Source organism: Mycobacterium sp. E2327 (genome assembly GCF_001672675.1).
Taxonomy (GTDB): Bacteria; Actinomycetota; Actinomycetes; order Mycobacteriales; family Mycobacteriaceae; genus Mycobacterium.
Map to the genome: position 1 here is coordinate 1 of NZ_LZKE01000041.1, position 23,156 is coordinate 23,156.

The following is a 23,156-nucleotide window of genomic DNA, read 5'->3' on the forward strand; positions in this document are numbered from 1 at the left end:
GTCGACCGCGCGCTCGACGGTGCGATGCACGGCGCGATTCCGCCCGAGACCCCGATGTGGGCGCTGATGCCGTCGGCCTTCGACCGCTCGCAGGTGCCGCCGAGCAGCGCCGGCGACACCATGTATCTGTTCTGCACGGCGGTCCCGCAGGCCTTCGCCGACGGCAGCGCGTGGGCGTCGCACCGCGAGCCGCTAGCCACTCAGGCCATATGCAAGGTCGACGAGGTGGTGCCCGGATTCGCCGATGCCGTCATCGGCAGCTGGGTCAAGGGTCCCGACGAGCTGCGGGACATGACGCACGAAGGCAGCTACGTGGTCGTCGACATGTCGCTGAACCAGATGGGCCCCAATCGCCCGACCGCGGCGCTGGCGGGCTACCGCACACCCATCCCGGGCCCGTGGCACACCGGTGCGGGCGCGCACCCGATGGGCGGCGTGCACGGCTGGGCCGGCCGGACCACCGCCCGCACCGTCCTGAAATCGCTGTAGGTGCTGGACGCTTGCTGGCTATTGAGCAACGTGGCAGTATTAACGATCGTTCACTAAATCGAATTTCTAGACGCCTCAGGGGTGAGCTGGCCTACGGAGCGGGCGAGGGATGACTGTACGGATATCACCGTCAGCATTCGCCACACCTCGCGGGATGGTAAAGGAAAAGCAATGGACCCGTTGACAAAGTCCCGCATCCAGATGTTCGGAGTGTGGTGCGGCATCGCCTACCTCGCTACCGTGTTTATCGGCTTCGGTGCTTTTGCTGGGTTCATACCGCCTACGGCGCCGTCCGCCGACGCCGGCCATATTGCTGCGCTCTACCTCAGTGACCACACGCGTATCCGCATCGGCATGCTCGTGCTGATGCTCGCCGCGCTGATATTCATCCCCTTTGCGGCGGTGCTGTCTCAATTCATCGCGCGCATCGAGGGTTCGGCCGGTGTGCTGGCGTACACGTTTCTGCTTGGCGCAGCGGGAAACATGGTACTGACCTTCTATCCGGCAATTTGGTGGTTAACGGCCGCCTTCCGACCGGATCGCGGCGCCGAACTAGTCTATCTGATGAACGACACGGCCTGGCTTCAGTTGGTGGGCGGCGTGACGGTGTTCCTCGCCATGCCGCTGTCCGTGATGGTTGTCGCGCTGAGTGACAAAAGCGCGGAACCTGTTTTCCCACGCTGGTGCGGCTACGCGAACGGCTGGATTTCGCTGACCATCTTGCCGGATCAGTTGCTGTTCTTTTTCCACCGCGGCCCGTTTGCGTGGAACGGCCTGTTTGCATTCTGGATCCCTATCGCCGCGTTCGGCGGCTTCTTCATCGTCAACTTCGTGGTCGTGCGTCAAGCCATTCGACGTGAACGCGCGAGCATCCTCGATTCCGCCGAATTCCCCACGGTGCACAATCGGTGACCTGAGTCTGAAACCCGCTCCAGCCGGTTCTCAAAAGCCCTTTAGCCGCTGCTGCGGATACTCGTATGCTGCGACTATGAGCGGATTTAGGCCGACGCCGTTGCCGCCCGGACCCCCGCTCCCCAGGGCCATCCAGACAATGCTCATGCTGCGCTACTGGCCACGTTTCGTGGCCGCCTGTCGGCGCCGCTATGGCAAGGTGTTCACGATCCGGGTCGCGTCGGTGGGAACGCTGGTTTACCTCGACGATCCGGCCGACATCAAGGCGGTGTTTGCCGGTGATCCCGCCATTTACCATGCCGGCGAGGCCAACTCGATCCTGGCGGGTGCTGTGGGCGAGAGCTCAGTGCTGGTGATCGACGGCGACCTGCACCGGGACCGTCGTCGTCTCATGATTGCCCCGTTTCAGCGCGAGGCCGTTGCGCGCCAGACCGCTGTGATGGCCGAGGTCGCCGCGGCCAACATTGCCCGTTGGCCGGTGGGAACCGAGTTCCCGGTCGCGCCCCGAATGTCGGAGATCACGCTCGAGGTGATTCTGCGGACTGTCATCGGGGCCAGCGATCCGGCCCGGCTGGCCTCGCTGCGGGCAGTGATGCCGCAGCTGCTCAACCTGGGGTCGTGGGCCTCGCTGGCGATCGCCAATCCCGACCTGCAGCGCCGGCGCCCCTGGCGATACGTGCGTCGGCGCATGGACGAAGCCGACCAGCTGTTGTACGCCGAGATCGCCGATCGCCGCGCCGATTCCAACCTCGCCGCGCGCACCGATGTGCTCGCGATGCTTGTGCGCGCCAGCCACGACGACGGCCGAACGATGACCGACGCTGAGCTGCGTGACCAACTCATGACACTGCTGACCGCCGGGCACGACACGACCGCGACGGCGCTGTCGTGGGCGCTGGAGCGACTCATCCGCCATCCGGACATACTCGAGAAGGCGGTATGCGCCGCCGACGCGAGCGCGGCCGGCGATCCCGCGGGCGACGAGTACCTCGACGCGATCGCGAAGGAGACGCTGCGGATTCGCCCGGTGATTTTCGACGTCGGCCGGGTCCTGACGAAACCGGTGGAGCTGGCGGGCTATCGCCTGCCCGCCGGTGTGATGGTCGCTCCGGGCATCGGGCTGGTGCACAGTAGTGCCAAGCAATATCCCGAGCCCGACCGGTTCGACCCGGATCGGATGCTCGGAGCCACCCTCAGTCCCACCACCTGGCTGCCATTCGGCGGCGGCAATCGCCGCTGCCTCGGTGCGACGTTCGCGATGGCCGAGATGCGGGTCGTGCTACGCGAAGTGCTGCGCCGGGTTGAGCTGAAGACCACCAGGGCCAAAGGCGAACGACAGAAGGTAAAGCATGTCGTCCTGGTGCCGCACCGCGGCGCGCGCATCGTTGTTCAAGCCAGGCGGGACCCCCTGACCGCGTCACCCGCACTAGCCGAGATGCCCCGTTGCCCGGTGACGACGCCCGTCAAGGCGGCCTCGTCCGCGTCGACACGCAGCTGATTCAGCCTCGCGCCGCCGCACGAATCAGATTGCGCGCGGCGCGGCTTCCGAATTCGACTGCGGTGTTCTGCCCGGCGGCCGACATGAAGTCGGCGGCGTACTGCACCGGCGACGCCGGATCGAGTTGGGCGTTCAGACGCCCGATGTCCTGGTAGGCGCCGATCCGGGTGAACGGCAACGCCCTTCTCCACCGGGTCACGTGGGTGAACTCGACGGTGCCGCGCAGTTCGGGGAACACCTCGAACACGGTGGCCAGGGTGTGATCGACGGCCTGCTCGTCGGGCGCGTCGATCATTCGCTCGGACGCGCCGGTCTCCCACAGGCAGCTCAGCAAGCCGTGTCCGGCGGGCGCCCGATCCGGCGCCTTGTGGTGATCGAGGAACATCAGGGCGATGTCGGGGTCCTCCACCGACGGGAACATCAGGAGAAACGCGGGGCAATCAGGTGGCCTGGTGGTTCCGACCGCGACGCTGACGCATTGGGTATAGCCCAGGCTGTGTGCAAGCGGGTCAAGGACGCCGCGATCGTCGACGCAGATCGCCGCTGCCTCGGGCAGCGGACAAGTGACCACGCAGGCGTCGTACTCCGACGTCGTCCCGGAATGGCTGACCCGGACACGGTTTTCGGTGCGCCGCACCTCGGTGACCGGCGTCTGTAGGTGCACCTTGAGGCGGTCGGCCAGCGCCTCGGGCATCCTGCCTTGGCCACCGGCGACGGCAAGGATCTTGGCCGTGAAGATGTTGCCGATCCCGGAGAACAACTCCACCTTGGACACCTTGTCGCTGTCGGCGATCAGCATGGTGCGCACGATCGGCTCGCACAGGTAACTATCGAGCTCGGCCGACAGCGCGCGCGTCGCATACGTGCGAGCGCTCTCGGTGTCGATCGGCGCGGCCTTGCGCATGTCGGCGTAGTCCAGCCGGCCGCGCGCTTTGGCCAGCGCCACGTCGAGCGCCAATCGCGTGACGCGCAGTTTGGCGCTCAGCGACAGTACGCCGGTCTTCATCCCAGATCGCACCATGTGATTCATGTCGAGCAGGTGCGTCGCGCCGGCCCGGCGGATGGCGATATAAGGTGCGGTGGCACGGGTTTCGATGCCGAGCTCGCGGGCCAGCTCCAGGTAGCCATGGTACGTCGAACCGAGCGCCGACGCGCCGGTGTCGATCGCGTAGCCGTCGCGCCGCACAGTCTGCACCCTGCCACCGGGCGAATTGGTCGCTTCGAAGACATCGACCTGCCAGCCGGCCTGCTGGAGGCGATAGCCCGCCGTCAGCCCGGCGAGGCCCGCTCCGACGACGGCGCAACGCGGCATGCTCAGGCCACCTTGGCCGCGGCGATCGGAGCGGTGCGCGGCCTTTCCTGCACGGCCGCCAGCGAGCCGACGCCCATGAGGTCGATACGGACCGTCCGGAGGACATCGTCGACGTGCCCGCTCCAAAAAGTGCGCTTCAGGGGTTCGAGGTTGGACTGTGGCGATAGCATTTCGCATCCTTTCCAGGTCACCAAACGCGGCCCGGCTCGACTTGCATCGGCGTAAACGATCGTTGTCGGTCCGTGGTCTTGACACGGTACCTCGTGACACATGGTCTTGACCCGGATTACTAGCGGAGATCGGAAAGACCGGACTCCGGGCCTAGCCACTCTCGGATTCTGGTAAACGATAGTTGACAACCCTTATTTATAAACTTACTGTCTCAAAATAATCCAGCACAACAGTCGGTAGAAGAGCAATCGCCGCCAAGATGGCGAAGACAGACGTGAGCGGTGGCCGACGACGGACACCAGAGCCTGTTTCACGCGCTGGCGAGCGGGAAGCCGCGGGACTGCCATGGCGACCTGCAGCAAGTCCAGTGGCACGACTATGTCCGACAGTTCTTAGGACGGTAAAACCGATGGTATCTTCGATTCCCACCGCCGACCGCGCGCAACCCACCGCCGATGTGCTCGTCGAGCGCGATGGAACCGTGGGCGTGATCACGATCAACCGGCCGGCGCGACTCAACGCGGTCACCCCGGAGACCGGTGACATCCTGCGGTCGGCTTTCCTCGAGTTGGAGGCCGACAGTCGCATCCGCGCTGTCGTACTCACGGGCGCCGGCCGCGGATTCTGTGCGGGCGCAGACATTTCCGGCGATGTGGGCAACGCCCGGCAGGTACTCCTGGAGGCATGGAACCCACTGGTGATGACCATGCGGTCGCTACAGGTACCCATCATCGCGGCGATCAATGGCGTGGCGGCCGGCGCGGGGGTGTCGCTGACGCTGGCGTGTGACCTGCGCGTCGCCGCTGTGTCGGCACGATTCGAGTTGTCGTTCGCGAAGATTGGGCTGATGCCTGATGCGGGCCTGACGTGGCTGCTTCCCCGCGTTGTCGGGCTGGGTCGAGCCAATGAACTGGCACTGCTGGGCGGGCGGCTGTCGGCTGCTGAGGCGCGTGACTGGGGACTGGTGAACCGCCTATCCGAGGACGGTGAGGCGCTGAGCGACGCGGTCGCGATGGCCGGGCGTTTCGCCGAGTTGTCGGTCAGCGTCGGCGCGATCAAAGAGGCACACCGTCGGACCTTCGAAGCCGAGTTCGCGAGCCAGCTGAACTACGAAGCGGAGACGCAGGGTTGGCTCCAGCAGCAGCCCGATTTCGCCGAGGCCACCCGGGCGTTCGCCGAGAAGCGGCCACCGCGGCTGGCCGAACGCACGCCACCGGACCGGATGAGCTGAAAGGCTGCGTTGCGCCGGTCGGTCGAATACCGGGCTCACTGACCGAGTTGCGCTACCGTTGAGGAATGGCCAACCGTAACGACCGTTCAGAGCAGATCTTGCGCACGGCGATGCACCTATTCCACGAGCGCGGCTTCGACGGCGTGGGGGTGGATCTCATCGGCGAGAAGGCGGGCGTCTCCGGGCCGGCGATCTATCGCTATTTCAGCGGCAAGGACGAGATCCTGATGACACTGCTGGACGAGGCGATCGACCGGGTGCTGATGTCGACGGGCGGCGAGTTCGACGATCCGCGCGAGGAGCTGGAGCACCTGGTGCGCGGTCACGTGCAGCGGGCGCTCGAGGAGCGCGAACTCATGAGCGTATGGACCAGGGAACGCAATTCGATTCCCAAGGCGTACCGGTCGAGGTTGCGCGCCCGGATCAAGCGCTACATCGACCGGTGGGTGGATTGCCTCGATGCCTGCTACCCGAACCTGCCAAATGACGTGCTGACCGCTGCCGTTCACGCGACCCATGGACTGATCGACTCGGTGTCGATGTGGCCCGAAAAGTCGCTGAGGACGGCCGGGCTCGATGAGATCCTGACCGGGATGGCCCTGCAGGGGCTGGAGTGGCTGGGCACCGACGCGGCGCGCGCCACGTCCGCACCAAAGAGCGTTCGGCAAAAGAGACCTCGTTCCGCCTGAGGCATGACCCGGTCCGATCTTGTAAACGTTCGTTAACCGGGATACCCTTCGCGCAGAAGATGCGCTCGCAGGCGTGCCCTATTCGTCGCGGCGGCCACGGGCGAACCCCCGAGGAGATGCCGATGGAACCGCTGACCAAATCACGAATCCAGATGTTTGGCGTCTGGTGTGCCATCGGCTATCTGGCCGCCCTGTTCATCGGCTGGGGCGCGATAGCCGGGTTCTTGCCACCGACGGCCCCTTCGGCCGATGCCGCCCAGATCGCCGCGCTCTACCACGGCGACTACACGCGCATCCGCATCGGCATGCTTGTCGTCATGGTCTCGGCGTTGATCTTCATCCCGTTCGTCGCGGTGACATCCCAGTTCATCGCGCGCATCGAGGGCACCGCCGGGGTACTGACCTACACCTTTCTCCTCGGCGGGGCCGGCAACATGGCGCTGACCTTCTATCCCGCGATCTGGTGGTTGACCGCGGCCTTCCGCCCCGACCGCCGCGACGAGCTGATCTACCTGATGAACGACATGTCATGGCTGCAATTCCTCGGTGGCGTAACCATATACCTGGCCATGCCGCTCTCGGTGATGGTCGCATCGCTGTGCGACAAGAGCGCGGAGCCCGTTTTTCCGCGATGGTGCGGATACACCAACGGCTGGCTGGCGCTGACGCTCCTGCCCGATCAGCTGCTGTTCTTTTTCCACAAAGGCCCGTTCGCGTGGAACGGCCTGTTCGGCATCTGGATCCCGGTCGTCGTCTTCAGTGGCTTTTTCATCGTCAACTTCATCGTGTTGCGCCGGGCGATTCACCGCGACCAGGCTCGCATTTCGGCCCTCCCCGGCTCAGCACCCGCGGCGGCGCACGCCGGCTGGCATCACGAGTAGTCGCTCCTCACGAGCGCGCACGGCGGACATATTTGCGGAGCCATAATTTTGATATAACTTGTATCAATAACACGATCGCTCTCGCCATCGCGAAAGAAGACCCTCATGCCCGAGTCGCTCACCCAGAAGATCAGGGTCGCCGGCCAACTGGGCCGGATCGGCCTGCACATCGTCAACGAGCGTTTGCGCAGGCCGCGACCCACTACCCTTGCCGAAATCCCACCATCGGTGGACGCGCTGACACCTGAGTGGCTGACGGCCGCTTTGTGCCGCGGACAGCCGGGGGCATGGGTCACCGCGGTCTCGACCGCATCGGGAAGCGACGGGTCCACAACCAGGCGAGTGCTGAGCATCGGCTACAACGATGTCGGCCGCCGAGCCGGGCTTCCGACGTCGGTGTTCACCAAGTCGACGCCCAAGTTCACCTCCCGAGCCGTCACCGTCCCGTCGGCTGCATTGACCTGCGAAGCGCTGTTCTACGACCGCATCCGGCCCACCCTCGACATCGAGGCCCCCCGTGGCTACTACATGGCGGTGGACAACAGATCCGGACGCTCGATGTTCCTGATGGAAGACGTCGCGAGCTCTAGAAACGCGACTTTTGGCGACCCGACGAAGCACTACATCGACCGAACGCGGGCCGAATCGATCGTCACCACCTTGGCCACCGTCCACGGAACTCTCTGGGAGAGCCCGCGCTTCGCCGGTGACCTGGCGCTCGTCAAGGACGCTTACACGTGGCAAAGCGACGTCAACGGGACGATCGACTTTCCGCGTCGGACCCTGATCGGCTTCGACCGTGCGGCGTCGGTCTTCCCCGCCGGGTTCCGTCGTCGCCGGGCCGACGTCTTCCCGGCTACGATGACCTCCCTGGCGATGCACAAATCGGCACCGAACACACTGCTGCATTCCGATGTGCATTCCCGCAACTGGTATCTGACCCCCGACGGCGGAATGGGCCTTTACGACTGGCAGCTGATCAGTCGCGGCGTGTGGGCCCTTGATGTCGCCTACGCGCTCAGTTCCGCTTTGACCGTCGATGATCGGCGCGCGTGGGAGCGGGAGCTCATCGAGTTGTACGTCGACCGCCTGCATGCGGCGGGCGGCCCCGCGCTCTCCTTCGAGGAAGCGTGGCTGGCATATCGCCAACAGGCCTTCCACGGCCTGGTGTTCTGGCTGTACACCATTGGCGCCGGCCGGCTCCAGCCGGCGATGCAGCCCGACGAAGTATCGCTGGCCAACCTCGAGCGCATGACGAGCATGATCGACGACCTGGATTCGTTCGGCGCCTTGGAGCAGTCTCCGGCCGCGTCCAGACGTTTCAGACCGACAAGTGCTGCGCAAGCCGGACACGCCAGGCTCTGATCTCCCCAACGAAGTCGTACCCGTCGCGGCGCAGGGCCGACCTGAAGCACAGGCCGATCGCGTACGACACGAAGATTTCGGCCTCGCGGGCCGGATCGAGGCCGTTTCTCACCGAGCCGTCCGCCTGCCCTGCCGCGAGGTGGTCAGCGAGTTCGGCCTCATACTCGGCGATCAGCGTGTCGAACCAACCGGAAAAGTTCTGCAACGCGGCGGGAGTCTCGAAGGTGAGCACGATCATCGCCCGCATCGTTTCGGGTTCCCGCTCGACCGCGCCCAAGAGATCGTCGAGCTGGCCCAGGACGCGATCCAGGCCCGTGCCGCCCCGCTCGCGCCGCACGGCGGGTAGCAGGAGTTCGGCGAAGGTGTCGAAGACCGACTGCAGCAACGCCTCTTTGGAACCGTAACGGTCACGGACCATGTTGCGGCTGAATCCGGCGTTGATGCCGATCTCCACTGCGGTGGTGCGTTCGTAGCCCTGGCGGGCGAACAGCTGGATCGCCGAGGCGATCAGGGCGAGTGTCGATTCCTCGACACGCTGCTGATTCGTCCTCGGGCGGCGTCTGATCGCACTGGACACCCCCGAAGTGTACGACGATTCTGTCCGAAAACAGATAAGTATCTGTTCATTGACAGATTAGTCTGTTACCGTCGTCACATGCTCGATGAACGCCCGTTAACGGCGACGAGGCTGGTCGAGGTTGACGCGGCGGGCCCGGATCCCGTGGCCGCTCAGCGGACATGGGCGAAGGTCTGGATCGTGCACGGCTTGCTGTGGCTCGCCCTGATCGCCTACTGCTGGACCATGTGGGTCGTCAGCGGCGACTTCACGCCCAACACGCTCGGCCGGGGTCAAGAGCCCACGTGGTACGTAGTCCTGGTTCGCTGCGTCGAAGTGAACTTTGGGATTTGCATCACCGGCTGGATCTTGTGGCACTTCGTCATCGGGCCGAAGCTGCGCACCGGCCGATTCAGTTTTGACGGCCTGTTCTTCCTCGCCGGTTGGTTGATGTTCTTCCAAGAGCCCTGGATCGATTGGACCGTTTACCAATTCCAGTACGCCACGACGTTCGTTAACTTCGGCAGTTGGCTACCGCACATCCCGGGTTGGAGCTCGGGCAACGGGCAATTGATCCCGGTGCCGATGGTGTACTTCACCGCCTACCTGTGGATGTGCGCGATGTCGGGCTACGCCGGGTCCCGGTACATGACTTACCAACGCAGAAAAGATCCGTCCCGCAGCGTATTTCGGCTCATCGTGCAGACCTATCTGGTGATGATCGTCGGCGATTTCATCGTCGAGCTGATCATGACCAGGACTGGGCTGATCAGCTACTCGTCGACGATCCCGTGGCTGACGTTGTTTGCCGGCACCGATCACCAATTCCCGCTCTACGAACCGCTGAGCTGGCCCGGGACGTTCATCATCTTGAGTTGCCTGCACTTCTTCCGCGATGACCGTGGCCGGTCCTGGCCTGAACGCGGCATCGACAATCTGAAGTTCAACCGCGAAGGGGTCAAGACCTTCGCGAGGTTTTGCGCGATCGCCGGCGCGGCACAGTTGGCGATCCTGATCGCCTTCAATTTCCCCTATGGTTTCTACGCCTTGCACTCAGGTCCAATGCCCCAGCCGCACATCGAACGGGCATGGCGCAACGGTGGGGTGTGTGGCCCCACGACCGCCTTCAACTGTCCCGATCCGAAGCTGCCAATCTCGCGTCAATCGGCACCGGATCGGCCCGAGCTCCTACCAGAAAGGCATCGATGACACAGCACAGCAAGGCCGCGGTGATCGGGGGTGGCATCGCCGGCATGGCCGCCGCTTACGAGCTGATGAAAGCCGGTTTCCACGTCACCGTGTTGGAGACCCGCGACCGAGTGGGCGGGCGAATCTGGACGGTGCGCAAGGGCGACTTCGTAATGGACCTGGGTACCGCGGTGTATTTGGGGACCTACCGCGAGGCGGTCGCGATGATCCACGAGGTCGGCTTGACGGACGAATTCGTCGAAACGCCGGTGATTTTCGGGATGCCGCGGCAAGGCAAGCAACACTATCTCGATCTGGCAAAGCCGATCCGGGCGAGCCTGAGCACGCACGTCATTTCCTGGCCGGCCAAGATCAAAGCGCTGCGTCTGTTCGCGGATGTCTTCAAGCACCGGGCGAGCCTGGGCTACGACACCTATGACGGCCTCGCCGAGATCGACGACGAGACCGTCTACGACTACAGCCACCGGGTGCTCAACGAGGAGCTCGCCCGCTACGTAGCCGCGCCACTGGTCAGCGGTACGTGGGTCCACGAGGACCACGACACCTCAGTGGCTTTGCTGCACTGGACAGTGCGCAACATGTTGGTCAAATCGGTGTTCAACCTGACCTCCGGCGTGGCCGGGCTGCCGATGAAGCTGGCGACGCTGGTCGAAACCAGGCTCGAGCACACCGTCACCAACGTCACCGACAACGGTTCCGCCGTCGAGGTCACCTACGAGACGCCGTCGTCCGGGGAACAGACCGAGACATTCGACACCGCGGTCATAGCGACGACGGCCCAACCCGCGCTGGGCATGTATCCGCAGATGGACGAGAACCACCGCGATCTCTACGAGACGGCCCGCTACCACAGATTGGGCAATGTGTCGCTTGCATTTTCGGCACGGCCCGACGATCCCGGAACCTTCTCCATGGTCTCCCCCTACGACGATCCGGACACCATTGCCGTCATTGCCGACCACAACAAGGCCCCGGGCCGGGCGCCGGCCGGCAAGGGCCTCATCTCGGTGCTGCTATCCCCCGCCTACCTCGACCGGACCGACGACCGCGACGACGACTACCTGATCGACCATGCGCTGGAACGGGTCAAGTACTACTACGGCAAGCTTCCCGGCGACCTGGAGCAGCACGCACTGTTCCGCTGGCCGGAATCCGTTCCGGTGCTCGATAAGGGTCGATTCAAGCGAATTGCCGACTTCCGCAAGAAGATCGACCGCAATGCTCGGGTGCAGTTCGCCAGCGACCTGGACCGCATCCCGGGGCTCAACGGAGGCCTCGTCAGCGGCAAGGAGGCGGCCGCGCGTGTGTCGGCGTTGTTCGCCGACAAAGTGTCTGCGGGCGTTCGCTAGTCGCAGCTCATCGGTTTTCGCAAAGGAGGAAAGGACGCGATGACAAGCTCGGTACTCGCGATCGCTCAGCCACCCTGGGAGATGACCACCCCAACCACGGCGCAGACGATCATCACCGCCGTCCTCACCGTGGTCGTGGCGGCCTTTGTGGTTGCCGCCCTGGTCGATTGGAGACGATCCGGCTCGCCGGCCTTCCTCCTCGTGTTGGTCGGTGGTTACGTCTGCTCGTTCAACGAAGCCACGGTCGACGTGCTGGGCCATTGCTTCTTCCCCCTCGATGGGGTGCTCGGCTATACCGCCTTCGGCAGAGGCGTGCCGGTGTGGGTGGTGCTAGCGTACGTGGTCTTTTTCGGTGGGCTGGCGTATGTGATGGCGCTGGCGTTCAGGCGCGGCGCCAGCCGCCGCGCGATGTGGTGCGGGATCGCCACTTTCGGCGTGCTCAACGTCCTGCTGGAGTTACCGATGCTGAGCGCTAAGCTGTACGTCTACTACGGGGACCAGCCCTTCGCGATCGGTGGTTTCCCGGTCAGTTGGTTGGTGATCAACAGCCTGGGCGCGCTGTTCGGCGCCGTGGTGGTCGTTCGGCTGTCGTGGTTCTTCACCGGCGCGCGGCAGTTGTTGCTGGTGTTCGTGCCGTTCGCGACCTATATGACCTCGTGGGTACTGGCGATGCCGTACTTCGCGATCACCAACACCGACATGCCCAGCGGTGTCCGAATGGCGGCCGCGGTGCTGAGCATGGTCCTGGGCCTGATCGCGATCGACGCCCTTATCCGAATCGGTACCGGCCAATGGCGCCTGCTGCCTCCACAAACCTTCGAAACATCCACCGAAGACCCAAAGCATGCGTTGGCACACACCTAGTCCGCGTTTAGAACGATCGTTATGTCTGTCAGCCCGGTCAGCCGGGAGAAGCCAGCGATGAATGCAGCTAAATACGCGGCAGGAAGCCGATCATTTCGAAGCCCTTACTACCCGATCCCGACTGGCCTAGGATTCTAGATATGGAAACGTTCGATTACATTGTGGTGGGGGCGGGGCACAACGGGCTCTGCGCGGCGGCGACCCTCGCCGAGCAGGGCCGGTCCGTATGCGTCGTCGAGCGGCTGCCGGTGCTCGGTGGTCTTTCGGCGAGCTATCCGTACCTGCAGGATGCGCCCGAGCACAAGCTGAGCATCGGAGCGATGGACGACCTCTTCATGGCGCAGACGCCGCTGGCCCGCCAGATGCGACTGGCCGAGTTCGGTTATGACACCGTGCCGCTTGCCCACCCGTACGGCTGGATGAACGAGGACGGCGACACGCTGCTGCTGTGGGGCGATTTCGCGCGCACGCTCGAAGACATCCGCTACTTCTCCCCGAAGGACGCGCGCACCTACGAGCAGCTTCGGGGACCGATCGACTGGGTGATGGACCTCATCGATGTCCTCACGGTCCAGGACCCCTCCGCGTGGGGCAAGCTCGATTTCGCCAAGTACCTGCTCAGGCATCGCCCCGATCGCGCCACCCGCCGCTTCCTGGGAAGCATGTTGGCGCTGAACGTATTCGAGCTGATTTCGGAGACCTTTGAATCCGACGCCATGCGTGGCCTGTGGGCCTACTGGTCGTCCATGGTGGGTCCGGCGGACTCAGTCGGCTCGGGCGCCTACTTCCTGGGATTCGCCGGCGTGCATCGCCATCTCGGCGTCCAGCGGCCCCGCGGCGGGATGACGAACCTGGTCGAGGCGTTCAAAGGCAAGCTGGAGAGCCACGGCGGCATCGTACGGCTGGGCAACGGGGTCAAGCAAATCCGCGTCGACGCCGGACGCGCGACCGGAGTCCTGCTCGAGGACGGCAGCGAGCTCGCCGCCCGGCGCGGGGTGGTCTCAAACGCAGCGTCACAAGTCACCCTAGGCAAGCTCGTCCCGCAGGAGCAGCTGAGCCGCGAAGACCGGACCAAAGTCGCTCTCATCCCGGCGAATTCGGTCAACGCCGCCGCGTTCAAGATCGACGTCGCGACGGCCGGTCGCATCGGTTATCCGAAGGCCGAGGCGGCCCGGGCCAAGCGTGACGGGGAGGACATTCGCACCACCACCTTCATGACCGGGACCCTCGAGGACCACATCGAGCAGATGTACGCGATGAAGCGAGGGGTCAACGTGGACACTCCGCCGGTCTACATGGCGATCTTGTCCGCTCCGGATCGATCGATCGCGTCGGCCGAGGGCGACGTGCTCTACCTGCACTCGAACGTGCCCGCCTACCCGAGCAACGGGTGGGACGTCAATAAGGACGCCTACACCGAACAGATCTGGAAGTCGAGCCTGCGCTTCCTCGGTGGCCTCGAGACCGAGATCGGACGGATCGTGTCGACACCGCAGGATCTGGAGAACCGCTTCGCCGCACCGGCGGGTGCCTACTTCCACGTCGACATGCTGGTCACCCGGATGGGCAAGAACCGCCCGGCACCCGGCCTCGGTGGTTACGACACCCCCATCAAGGGCCTGTTCCAGACGGGTGCCGGCACGCACCCGAGCGGCGGGGTGGTCGGGTGGCCGGGACGGCTGGCTGCCCAGCACGCGCTCCGCCAAGAGCAGTCATGACAAGGCAATTCGACGTGAATAGGGAGGACCGGTGATGGCCAACATGAACGTGACGGCCCAACGGCTCTGCGTATGGTGCGGCCCGATCATGATCGTCATCTGGGCGTCGGCGTTCGCGTTCCTGTGCCACTTCATCCCGCCGCCGAGCCCCGCCAAGTCACGCGCGGCGCTCGTCGCTCAGTTCGGCGAGCACACCAACGTGATCCGGCTTGGGCTGGTGATCAGCCTATTTTCCTGTGCGCTCCTGGTGCCGTTCTGCGCGGTGATCGCCGCCCAGATGCGCCGGATGGAAGGCGTGCGGTCCGTTCTTGCCGAGTCGCAACTGGTCTCGGGCGGCTTGTTGTGCGTCGAGTTCCTGGTGCCCTTTGCTATCTGGCAGACCGCGCTGTACCGGCTGCACGAGTGGAGTCCCGAAATCGTCCAGATGCTCAACGACATGGCCTGGTTGATGTTCCTGGGGATCATCTCCTCGGCCTGCATCCAAGTCGCATCACTGGGCGTCGCGATCCTGCTCGACAAGGGCGCCAAGCCCGTATTTCCACGCTGGGCCGGCTATTTCAACATCTGGGTGTCGATGATCTGGGTGCCCGCGGCGATCATCCCGTTCTTCAAGACGGGCCCGCTGGCGTGGAACGGGCTCTTCGCGTGGTGGGTCCCACTGTGCGTCTACTTCTGCTGGTTCGTCGTGATGGTCGTGCTGCTACTGCGAGCCATCAGGGAGGACGAGCAGGCGCAGCGTGGCTCCGCGGAAGGCACGGTGGCTGCGGCCAAGTTCGAGGCAGTCGGCCCCGAACTGGTCGGCCAGACGAATCGCCCGGTGCGGTAAGGCTCCATGTCGAGCGAACCCAAGGGAACAGTCGCGGTCGTCGGCGCCGGGCTGGCCGGGCTGACAGCGGCGTATCGACTGCAACAACGCGGCTTTGACGTCACCGTATTCGAAGCGCGCGACCGAGTCGGCGGCCGCGTATGGACGGTGCGCAAGGGCGACTACATCATGGACCTGGGCGCCGCCTTCTACCTCGGTACCTATCGTGAATCGATCGACCTGATCCACGAAGTCGGCCTCGGTCCCCTGTTTACCGAAGTTCCAGTATGGGGTGTGATGCCGAAACGGGGTGACAAGCACCTGCTCGACTACGGCAAGCTGCTGCGCACCGGTTTGACCACCCGTGCCTTGTCGGCGCGCAGCAAGCTCAAGGCCCTGAAGTTGGTCAGACCCATGGTCGAGGCCAGGGGCAGCCTCGGCTACCACACCTACGACCAGGTCGCCCAGCTGGACACCGAGACCGTCCGCGAGTATTTCCGTCGCGAACTCAACGAGGAACTGCTCCAATGGGCCGGCCGCCCACTGGTCAGCAGCACCTGGGTCGCCGACGACGCCGATACCTCGATCGCCTTGCTGCTCTGGACGATACGCAACATGCTCGTCAGCACGATGTACAACCTCCGCCCCGGAGTGAGCGGACTCCCCGAAGAACTCGCCCGACGGCTGCGGGTCCGGCTAGGACACCCGGTGGCCAACGTCGCGGACACCGGACCCGCCGTTGAGGTCACCTTCACACCCGGAGGCGGGGCCCAACAAACGGAATCCTTCGATGCCTGCGTCATCGCCACCCAAGCCCAGTACGCGCTCGCGATGTTCCCCCAGATGGACGAAAACCACCGAGGGTTGTACGAGACCACCCGCTACCGCCGGCTTGGCAGCATCTGCCTCGGGTTGTCGCAGCGCCCCAACGACCCCGCGACCTATTACATGGTGTCGCCGCACGAGGACCCCGACACCATCGCCGTGATCGCCGACCACGCCAAGGCACCCGGCCGCGCGCCCGAGGGCAAGGGCCTGCTGACTGTCCTGCTGTCTCACGAATACCTAGAGCGCACATTGAATCTCAGCGACGAGGACGTATTGGAGTACGCGCTCGGCCGCGCTCGTCGCTACTACGGTGATGTGGTGGACTCCCTCGAGGAGCATGCCGTCGCGCGCTGGCCCGAATCCGTCCCGGTCATGGACAAGGGCCGGTTTGCGCGGATCGCCGATTTTCAGAAGCGCCTCGATTGGACCGCGCGAGTCCAGTTCGCGTCCGATTTAGACCGGATATCCGGACTCAATGGCGCGTTGGTCAGCGGCCAGGAGGCGGCCAACCGAATCGTCAACTCCCTGTTGGCGCCAAAGGCCAACGTGGTGTCGGCCGGCAGGGCCCAAATCAGCCGATTTGCAAGTGCAGTTCCTGGAAGTGGAGCGTCCCGCACGGCCACCCAACCGTGGGCTCGCGCAGCACCGAGTACCTAGGGATCCGCCGGTTCCATTCCTCGATGATCAGGCGCAGTTCCAAGCGAGCCAAATGTGAACCCAGGCAACGGTGCGGGCCCCGGCCGAACCCGAAGTGGTTGCTTCGATTTGGGTGGATGGCGTCGGGGTCCTCGTATCGCTCCGGATCACGGTTGGCGGTGCCCAGCCCCAGCCAACACGTTGACCCGGCGGGGATCCTCACCCCTGCGACGGTGACCTCGGCCGTCGTGACCCGGGGAACGTAGGGGACCGGCGGGTCGATGCGCAAGACCTCTTCGATGAAGTGGCCGACCGCTTCGTCGTCGGCAATCACGTTGGCCCGCAAAGCCGGGTTGCGGGCCAGCTCGTAAAGGGCGAATCCCGTGGCGGCGGTTACCGTGTCCAGCCCAGCAAGCACGAACAAGAAGCACAGCCCGATCAGTTCGTGCTCGTTCAGCGCGCCGTCGCTCGAGTCCGCAAGCAATTTGCTCAGCAGGTCATCACCATCGCCGCCGCGGCGATCGGCAAGGTGACCGTTCAGATATGCCACCAGTTCGCCGGCTCTGGTCAGGGTCTCCGGCGACGGTGTAGATCCGCCCGCGGCGGTAAATTCCAAAACGGCGTCCTTCCAACCGATCAGCAGGTCACGGTCGCCAAGCGGCAGCCCGAAAAGCGTCAAGAAGACCTGGGAAGGAAACGGAATGGCGAGTGCACTCATGACATCGCAGCTACCGCCCGAAGACCCGATTTGATCGATCAGCTCGGCCACCTGCCTACGCAACTCGGGGGCGCGCTCGGCCATCCGACGCGGACCGAAGAACTTGTCCAGCACCCTGCGGAAGCGGCTGTGTTCCGGCGGATCGAAGGCGATCGGCACCAAGGGGAAGGGGCTGCCAAGCACTTCGAATGCGCCCTGCGAGGAAAACAACTCCGGATTGGTGGCCGCCGCCTCGACGACGTCCGCGCCGCTGAGGAAGTAGACGCCGGCATCGGACACCGCGACTTTGCCGGACGCCAGGAGCATGTGCCAAGCCGTCTCGCGGTCGTGCGCGAAGGGCAAGGATTCCATCGCCGGCAGCGTGGGGCAGACGACGTCCATGATTGTTCCTCCGGCCTCGAAACCTGAGTTAACCAACGTTAAATAATAGTTCCGTTTTAGTGCCGCTGTACCTACCTATCCCACACGGATCTAATAGAATTAATGTGAGCTATATCACACCAGCGATCGGCTCAGCTGATGCATTCAACCCTGAGCGATCGCGGCTCGAAACCGCTGCGAATCGACGTCCGCCAACGCGTTGGCACCGTTGACAGGCAGAATTAATAGCCGTACTGTCTCAAAATAATCGCGGATGTTCACAGAGCGTCGCCAAACCCCTGCCAACCGCGGAGGAAAATGCGTAAATGGACGTTAACGCACCCTCGAAGACGGAAGACATGCAACACCGACTAACCTCTCCCCCAACGCTTACCGGTCCACCGGCCCTGCGCGTCAGCGACCGCCATCACCGCCCCAACCCCGCTTTGAGGAGGGGTTTACGAAATGGTTCGTGACGCCATTGGCAACATCCTGCGCGAACGTGCCTTACATACGCCCGATCGCGTCTGCTGCGCCATGGACGAGAACGTTTTCTCCTATGCCGCAATGGATCGGCGGTCAGACGCGCTCGCGGCCGGCCTGGCCCAACTCGGCGCCGGCAAGGGCGAGCAAGTCGCAATGCTTGCTCCCAATCGCATCGAGTTGCTCGAACTGTTCTACGGGGCGGCTAAGACCGGCGCGGCCCAGGTGCCGCTCAACGCATACCTCAAGGGCGAGTTCCTGCTGCATCAGCTGCGCCAGTCCCGGTCCGGCCTGCTGGTCACCGATGCCGCCGGCCGCGAAGCGGTCGCTCCGATCAGAAGCCAGCTGCCCGACCTCCGCGCGGTGATCATGCTCGACGAGGCGGAAGGTGACGAGATTCCCTATGCGAGCCTGTTCGACAGCGGCGACGCCCCGCCCCGGGTGGAAGTGACCGCCCACGACACGATGTCGATCCTTTACACATCCGGCACCACGGGGCTACCGAAGGGATGCGTGGCCAGCCACGGCTACTACTGCCGCAGTGGAGAGATCATCGGCCAGGCGCTGGAGGTCACCGAAGGCGACGTCCTCTTTGCCGGCCTGCCGCTGTTCCATGCCGGTGCTCGGCTGGTCACCGTGACGCTGCCGTTGGTCTACGGCATTCCCGCCTACCTGCAGGGGACGTTCAGCGCCCGCGCGTACTTCCCGCGCGCGAAGGAAGTCGGCGCGACACTGATGATCGCCGTCGGGGCGATGGGCGCGGCAATCCTGGCGACGGAGCCGTCGCCTAGCGACCGCGACCACAAAGTCACCCGGATCATGTGCGCGCCGCTGTCACTGGAAGCGCAGGCGACTTTCCGGGAGCGCTTCGGGGTCGATCCTTGGGTGGACATATTCGGCCAGACCGAATGCATGCCAACGACATTGACGCCGCTCTCGTCGGACCGGCGTGACCCGAACGGGTGCGGTATCGGCGCGCCCGACCTCGATGTTGCCTTGCTCGACGACGACGGCAACGTGCTCAACGGCGAGGCCACCGGCGAGATCTGCCTTCGGCCAAAGGCAAAGTACGCCATGTTTGACGGCTACTTCGAAAACCCTACGGCCACACTCGAGGCGCTGCGCGGCCTGTGGTATCACACCGGTGACTACGGCCGGCGCCTTCCGAGTGGCGCCTACGCGTTCGTCGACCGGAAGAAGGACAGTCTCCGCCGCCGCGGCGAGAACATCGCCAGCTTCGAACTCGAGCAGGCCATCGACGCCCACCCCTCGATCGTCGAGTCAGCGGTGGTCGCCGTGCCGTCCGATCTGGGTGAGGACGACATCAAGGCCTGCGTCGTCGCCCGCTCGCCGATCGAACCGGCCGAGCTGTTCGACTTCTTCAAGAACAACCTGCCCTACTTCGCTATCCCCCGCTACGTGGACTTCCTCGACGCGCTCCCCCGCAACGGTGTGGGCCGCGTGTTGAAGCACAAGTTGCGTGACGCTGGGAACACCGAGGGGACATGGGATTTCGAAGCGATGGATCTGACTGTCGCCAAAGAGGAGCGCCGCTAGATGGACTACACCCTGACACCGAAGCAACAGGACCTGCAGGCACGCGCCGAGAAACTCGGCCGATCGTTCGCCGACCAGGCACGCGAGTGGGACGAGTCCGACGAGGCGCCTTACCGTGAAATCTTCGACCGTGTCGGTGCCGAGGGGCTTTTCGGTGTCGCAATGCCCACGGAGTACGGCGGCCAGGGCGGCGGCGCGGTCGAGTACCTGATCGTGGTGGAGGCGCTATTCCGATACGCCCAGTCCTGGCTGCCGCCCGAGCCGGTGTTCTGCACCAGCGGTCCGGGGCCATCGATGTTCCTGCTCGGCGGCGACGCCGTACAGGAGAAGTACTTGCGCGATATCGTCGCCGGCCATCGCGCATGCAACATCGCGCTCACCGAGCCGCGAGCCGGCTCGGCCCTGACGCACCTGAGCACCACCGCGGTCCGCGACGGCGATGCGTACATCCTCAACGGCACCAAGAGCTTTCTGACCGGTTCGAACGTTAACGACCTAAATGCGACCTTCGTGCGATTCGACGATGTGCCCGGCGCCAAAGGGATCGGCGCCATCGTCGTGGAAGCCTCAATGCCGGGCGTCGAGGTCCAGCGCGGCCCCATCTACATCGGCGATCGCGGGATCCATCACGGCGACATGGTGCTGCGCGACGTGCGGGTGCCGGCCGAGAACGTCATCGTCGGTCCCGGCCAGTTCGCCAGGTTGATGACCGCCTTCAATCTCGAGCGCCTGCACAACTGCGGCTTCTGGCTCGGCTTCAGCCAGGCCGCCTTTGACGAGGCCGCCAAATACACCCAGGAGCGTGAGGCGTTCGGCAAGCAGATCATCGACTTTCAGGCCGTCTACCACTCCCTGGCCGACATGTGGGTGCAGATCGAGGCCCTGCGGCTGCTCGCCTACCGCGCCGCCTCGTCGGCGATCGAAGGTCGATTCCCGAAACTGGCCGAAGTAACACAGGCCAAGCTGTTCGGCGCCACGGTCGGTCCCCAAATCACCCTAAAGGCAATGGAACTGCACGGTGGCTACGGTGTGACCACCGACTTTCCCATCCAGCGCATTCATCGGGACTGCGTCACCAACGTCGTGGCCGGGGGCGCGCCTGCCGTGCTGCGCAACGGTGTGGCCGCAGGCCTGTTTCCTCACCGGAGGTTCACGCAAGCATGACCCTCACCGTCGAACAGCGAGACTTCCAAACGGCGGTGCGCGAATTCTGCGCGCGTGAATGCGGCACGCGCGACCAACGTGAGGCGCTGCTCGACGCCGACGAGGAAGACCAATCCTCCGTCTTATACAAAAAATTGGCCGAGCTGGGCTGGCTGGGCGTCGCGATCCCCGAGGAATATGGCGGCTCCGGTGGCACGTACGTGGAGCAGACGATTCTGTTCGAGGAACTCTGGCGCGGACTTGCGCCGGTCAAGGCGCTCGGTCCGACGAACACCGTCGCCGGGTGCTACAAGCGTTTTGGCTCCGGAGAACAAAAGCGTGAAGCGCTGTCCGCCATCGCGAACGGTGAGATCATGTCGATTTCTATCTCCGAACCCGGCGCGGGGTCCGACGTCGCGGCGATTGCCTGCCGGGCCGATGCGGTCGGCGACGGCTACGTACTCAACGGACAGAAGACGTGGTGCTCCTACGCGCACCGCGCGGGGCGCATCCTGTTGGTCGCCCGCACCGGCCGCGACGGGAAGCCCCATGCCGGTTTGACCATCTTCGAGGTGCCCCGCGATGCCGAAGGCGTTGAAACGCGCCGCATCTCGACACTGGGCGGCCGTGAGGTCAACGACGTCTTCTTCACCGACTGCTTCGTGCCCGCCAGCAACGTCGTCGGCGAACTCGGGCGCGGCTTTCCCCAGATCATGGCCGGCCTCGACGGCGAGCGACTACTCGGCGCGGCGGTTGGCCTCGGCATCGGCCAGCGCGCGCTGGACGACACCATCGCATACGTCAAGGAGCGCAAGCAGTTCGGGAAAGCCATCGGCACGTTCCAGGCGCTGCGGCACCGGATCGCCGATCTGGCCACCGATCTGGAGTGCGCCCGCCTGCTTACCTACGAGGTCGCCGCAAGGCTCGAACAGGGGGCCGATCCGGTGACCACGCGGATGACGTCGATGGCCAAGGTCAAGACCTCCGAGGTGGCCAAACGCATCGCGCTGGAGGGCATGCAGATGATGGGCGGCTACGGCTACGCGACCGAGTACGACATGGAAAGCCACGTCCGCCACTCGCTCGTGCTGCCGATCTACGCCGGCACCAACGAGATTCAGCGCGAAATCATCAGCGGATCATTTGGATTGAGGTAGTCATCGTCGCCATGTCGAAGATTGAGACAAGCATCCCCATAACCGTCGATCGTCATCTTCCCACCGCCGCTTTCGGTCAGATGGCGCAGGCGATCGCTGCCAGCGGCATCGTCGATTACTTCCAGGTGTGGGACCAATTGACCTCGTGGTACCCGCAGGGGCTGTGGACGTCGGAGAACACGCCGCTGGCGGCGGTGATGCCGGATTGCGACAGCTTTCCAGATGTGTGGACGATGGCCGGCTACGCCTCCGCGCTTGCCCCGGAACTGGGTATCGTCCTCTCGACCGACTCGATCCGCCGCGGCCCGGCCGAACTAGCCCAGTCGATGCTCACATTGGCCGACCTCACCGGGGGTCGCACGATCGTGCAGATCGGCGCCGGTGAAATCAAGCAGACCCAACCATTCGGCTGGAAACGGGCGCAAGGCATCAATCGCCTCGAAGACATCTACCGAGTTTTCGACAAGCTGATGGCCAGCGACCGTCCCATCAACTTCGAAGGGCACCACACCACACTGACCGACGCGTGGATCGGAACCGCCAAGGCGAACCGGCCCAAGTTATGGGGTCTGGGCGGCGGACCGCGGATCATCGATCTGGCCACCAGCTACGGCGACGGGTTCTGCACAATGTGCCCGTTCGTATGGAGTTCTCCCGAAAAGTTCGCCGAGGAACGCGACACCATGCGGGCACAATTGGTCCGCAAGGGACGCGACCCGGACACCTTCAGATTCGGCGTGTGGGCAACGATGCTGCTACACGAAGACCCCAACGTGGTCGACCGCGCACTCGACAACAAACTGACCCGCTGGCTCACCGCGATTGCCGGGCGAGTCAACCAATCCGATTGGGACCTCGAGGGTATCGAACCGCCCATGCCGCGGGACTGGCACTACGCGATGAAGATGCTGCCACTGTCGATGAGCAAGGCCGAAGTCGAGGAATGGGCGGGCCGCGCGACCCGCGCGATGGCCGAAAAATCGTATTTCTACGGCTCGCCCACGGAGGCCGCCGCCCAATTCCGGCCGTTCATCGACGCCGGTGTCGACTTTGTGGGAATTCTCGACATGGCCGCGTTCGTGCTGCATCCCGACGAACTCCCCGCGGCACTGGGCCGGAGCATCGAAGTGAGCGGGCACCTCAAGGGTCGAACCGGATAATCAGCTCGGTTCTAAGTCGGAGATATTCGCCATCGACCGCCCGTCACCGAATCAGAGCGATGGCC

At 64.4% G+C, this 23,156-nt stretch carries 21 protein-coding genes; 17 read left to right on the forward strand and 4 right to left on the reverse strand.

The genetic code is table 11. The features are described from left to right. The 3 genes from A5712_RS31215 to A5712_RS05165 form a co-directional block, all read left to right on the forward strand. Positions 1-489 (forward strand): phytoene desaturase family protein (locus A5712_RS31215; RefSeq protein WP_369830360.1); only part of this gene is annotated, 489 nt, incomplete at its 5' end. A gap of 171 nt (positions 490-660) precedes the next feature. Continuing rightward, entirely contained in the window at positions 661-1,401 is a 741-nt protein-coding gene (locus A5712_RS05160; protein ID WP_068102144.1) for a hypothetical protein, read from the forward strand. Positions 1,402-1,477: 76 nt separating this feature from the next. Then, on the forward strand, positions 1,478-2,899 hold the full coding sequence (locus A5712_RS05165; RefSeq protein WP_068102146.1) for a cytochrome P450: 1,422 nt from the start codon (positions 1,478-1,480) through the stop codon (positions 2,897-2,899). A gap of 1 nt (position 2,900) precedes the next feature. Here A5712_RS05165 and A5712_RS05170 read toward each other — a convergent pair whose 3' ends face one another. Both A5712_RS05170 and A5712_RS31220 read right to left on the reverse strand, forming a co-directional pair. After that, complete coding sequence (locus A5712_RS05170; protein ID WP_068102149.1) at positions 2,901-4,211, reverse strand: NAD(P)/FAD-dependent oxidoreductase; 1,311 nt, start codon at positions 4,209-4,211, stop codon at positions 2,901-2,903. Between the two features lie 2 nt (positions 4,212-4,213). Beyond that, on the reverse strand, positions 4,214-4,381 hold the full coding sequence (locus A5712_RS31220; RefSeq protein ID WP_197519297.1) for a hypothetical protein: 168 nt from the start codon (positions 4,379-4,381) through the stop codon (positions 4,214-4,216). A gap of 410 nt (positions 4,382-4,791) precedes the next feature. Here A5712_RS31220 and A5712_RS05175 point away from each other — a divergent pair, with 410 nt between their 5' ends. The 4 genes from A5712_RS05175 (at position 4,792) to A5712_RS05190 (ending at position 8,548) form a co-directional block, all read left to right on the forward strand. Continuing rightward, positions 4,792-5,613, forward strand: a complete 822-nt coding sequence (locus A5712_RS05175) for an enoyl-CoA hydratase/isomerase family protein (RefSeq protein ID WP_068102151.1) — start codon at positions 4,792-4,794, stop codon at positions 5,611-5,613. 65 nt (positions 5,614-5,678) lie between these two features. Then, entirely contained in the window at positions 5,679-6,302 is a 624-nt protein-coding gene (locus A5712_RS05180) for a TetR/AcrR family transcriptional regulator (RefSeq protein WP_068102152.1), read from the forward strand. Positions 6,303-6,424: 122 nt separating this feature from the next. Next, entirely contained in the window at positions 6,425-7,183 is a 759-nt protein-coding gene (locus A5712_RS05185; protein ID WP_156766424.1) for a hypothetical protein, read from the forward strand. Positions 7,184-7,288: 105 nt separating this feature from the next. Next, on the forward strand, positions 7,289-8,548 hold the full coding sequence (locus A5712_RS05190) for a phosphotransferase (RefSeq protein WP_082973278.1): 1,260 nt from the start codon (positions 7,289-7,291) through the stop codon (positions 8,546-8,548). On the opposite strand, the gene A5712_RS05195 is transcribed toward A5712_RS05190, so the two are convergent. Beyond that, positions 8,505-9,125 (reverse strand): TetR/AcrR family transcriptional regulator, encoded by a 621-nt coding sequence (locus A5712_RS05195; protein WP_068102156.1) that lies wholly within the window; start codon positions 9,123-9,125, stop codon positions 8,505-8,507. The two genes, A5712_RS05190 and A5712_RS05195, sit on opposite strands and share 44 nt — an antisense overlap. 78 nt (positions 9,126-9,203) lie before the next feature. Here A5712_RS05195 and A5712_RS05200 point away from each other — a divergent pair, with 78 nt between their 5' ends. The 6 genes from A5712_RS05200 to A5712_RS05225 all read left to right on the forward strand — a co-directional run bounded on the left by A5712_RS05200 (position 9,204) and on the right by A5712_RS05225 (position 16,534). After that, positions 9,204-10,313, forward strand: a complete 1,110-nt coding sequence (locus A5712_RS05200; protein WP_068102158.1) for a spirocyclase AveC family protein — start codon at positions 9,204-9,206, stop codon at positions 10,311-10,313. Then, positions 10,310-11,662, forward strand: a complete 1,353-nt coding sequence (locus tag A5712_RS05205) for an NAD(P)/FAD-dependent oxidoreductase (RefSeq protein ID WP_068102162.1) — start codon at positions 10,310-10,312, stop codon at positions 11,660-11,662. The genes A5712_RS05200 and A5712_RS05205 overlap by 4 nt, the downstream gene beginning before the upstream one ends. 39 nt (positions 11,663-11,701) lie before the next feature. Further along, entirely contained in the window at positions 11,702-12,526 is an 825-nt protein-coding gene (locus A5712_RS05210; protein ID WP_156766426.1) for a hypothetical protein, read from the forward strand. Between the two features lie 140 nt (positions 12,527-12,666). After that, positions 12,667-14,244, forward strand: coding sequence for an NAD(P)/FAD-dependent oxidoreductase (locus A5712_RS05215; protein ID WP_068102168.1), 1,578 nt, complete (start codon positions 12,667-12,669; stop codon positions 14,242-14,244). 34 nt (positions 14,245-14,278) lie between these two features. Continuing rightward, positions 14,279-15,070: a hypothetical protein gene (locus A5712_RS05220; RefSeq protein WP_068102170.1), complete on the forward strand. Its 792-nt coding sequence runs from the start codon at positions 14,279-14,281 to the stop codon at positions 15,068-15,070. A gap of 6 nt (positions 15,071-15,076) precedes the next feature. Then, positions 15,077-16,534: an NAD(P)/FAD-dependent oxidoreductase gene (locus A5712_RS05225; RefSeq protein ID WP_068102172.1), complete on the forward strand. Its 1,458-nt coding sequence runs from the start codon at positions 15,077-15,079 to the stop codon at positions 16,532-16,534. On the opposite strand, the gene A5712_RS05230 is transcribed toward A5712_RS05225, so the two are convergent. After that, positions 16,449-17,612 (reverse strand): cytochrome P450, encoded by a 1,164-nt coding sequence (locus A5712_RS05230; RefSeq protein ID WP_068102176.1) that lies wholly within the window; start codon positions 17,610-17,612, stop codon positions 16,449-16,451. The two genes, A5712_RS05225 and A5712_RS05230, sit on opposite strands and share 86 nt — an antisense overlap. 444 nt (positions 17,613-18,056) lie before the next feature. On the opposite strand from A5712_RS05230, the gene A5712_RS05235 reads away from it, so the two are divergent. From A5712_RS05235 to A5712_RS05250, 4 genes are read left to right on the forward strand one after another with little or no spacing between them, the layout of a single operon-like run. Next, positions 18,057-19,631 carry an AMP-binding protein gene (locus A5712_RS05235; RefSeq protein ID WP_068102178.1) on the forward strand — a complete coding sequence of 525 codons (1,575 nt, stop codon included), beginning with the start codon at positions 18,057-18,059 and terminating at the stop codon, positions 19,629-19,631. Further along, positions 19,632-20,795 carry an acyl-CoA dehydrogenase family protein gene (locus A5712_RS05240; protein ID WP_068102180.1) on the forward strand — a complete coding sequence of 388 codons (1,164 nt, stop codon included), beginning with the start codon at positions 19,632-19,634 and terminating at the stop codon, positions 20,793-20,795. Next, positions 20,792-21,931 (forward strand): acyl-CoA dehydrogenase family protein, encoded by a 1,140-nt coding sequence (locus tag A5712_RS05245; protein ID WP_068102182.1) that lies wholly within the window; start codon positions 20,792-20,794, stop codon positions 21,929-21,931. Before A5712_RS05240 ends, A5712_RS05245 begins: the two co-directional genes overlap by 4 nt. Before the next feature lie 11 nt (positions 21,932-21,942). Next, positions 21,943-23,091: an LLM class flavin-dependent oxidoreductase gene (locus tag A5712_RS05250; protein ID WP_082973280.1), complete on the forward strand. Its 1,149-nt coding sequence runs from the start codon at positions 21,943-21,945 to the stop codon at positions 23,089-23,091. The last annotated feature ends 65 nt before the right edge of the window (positions 23,092-23,156 follow it).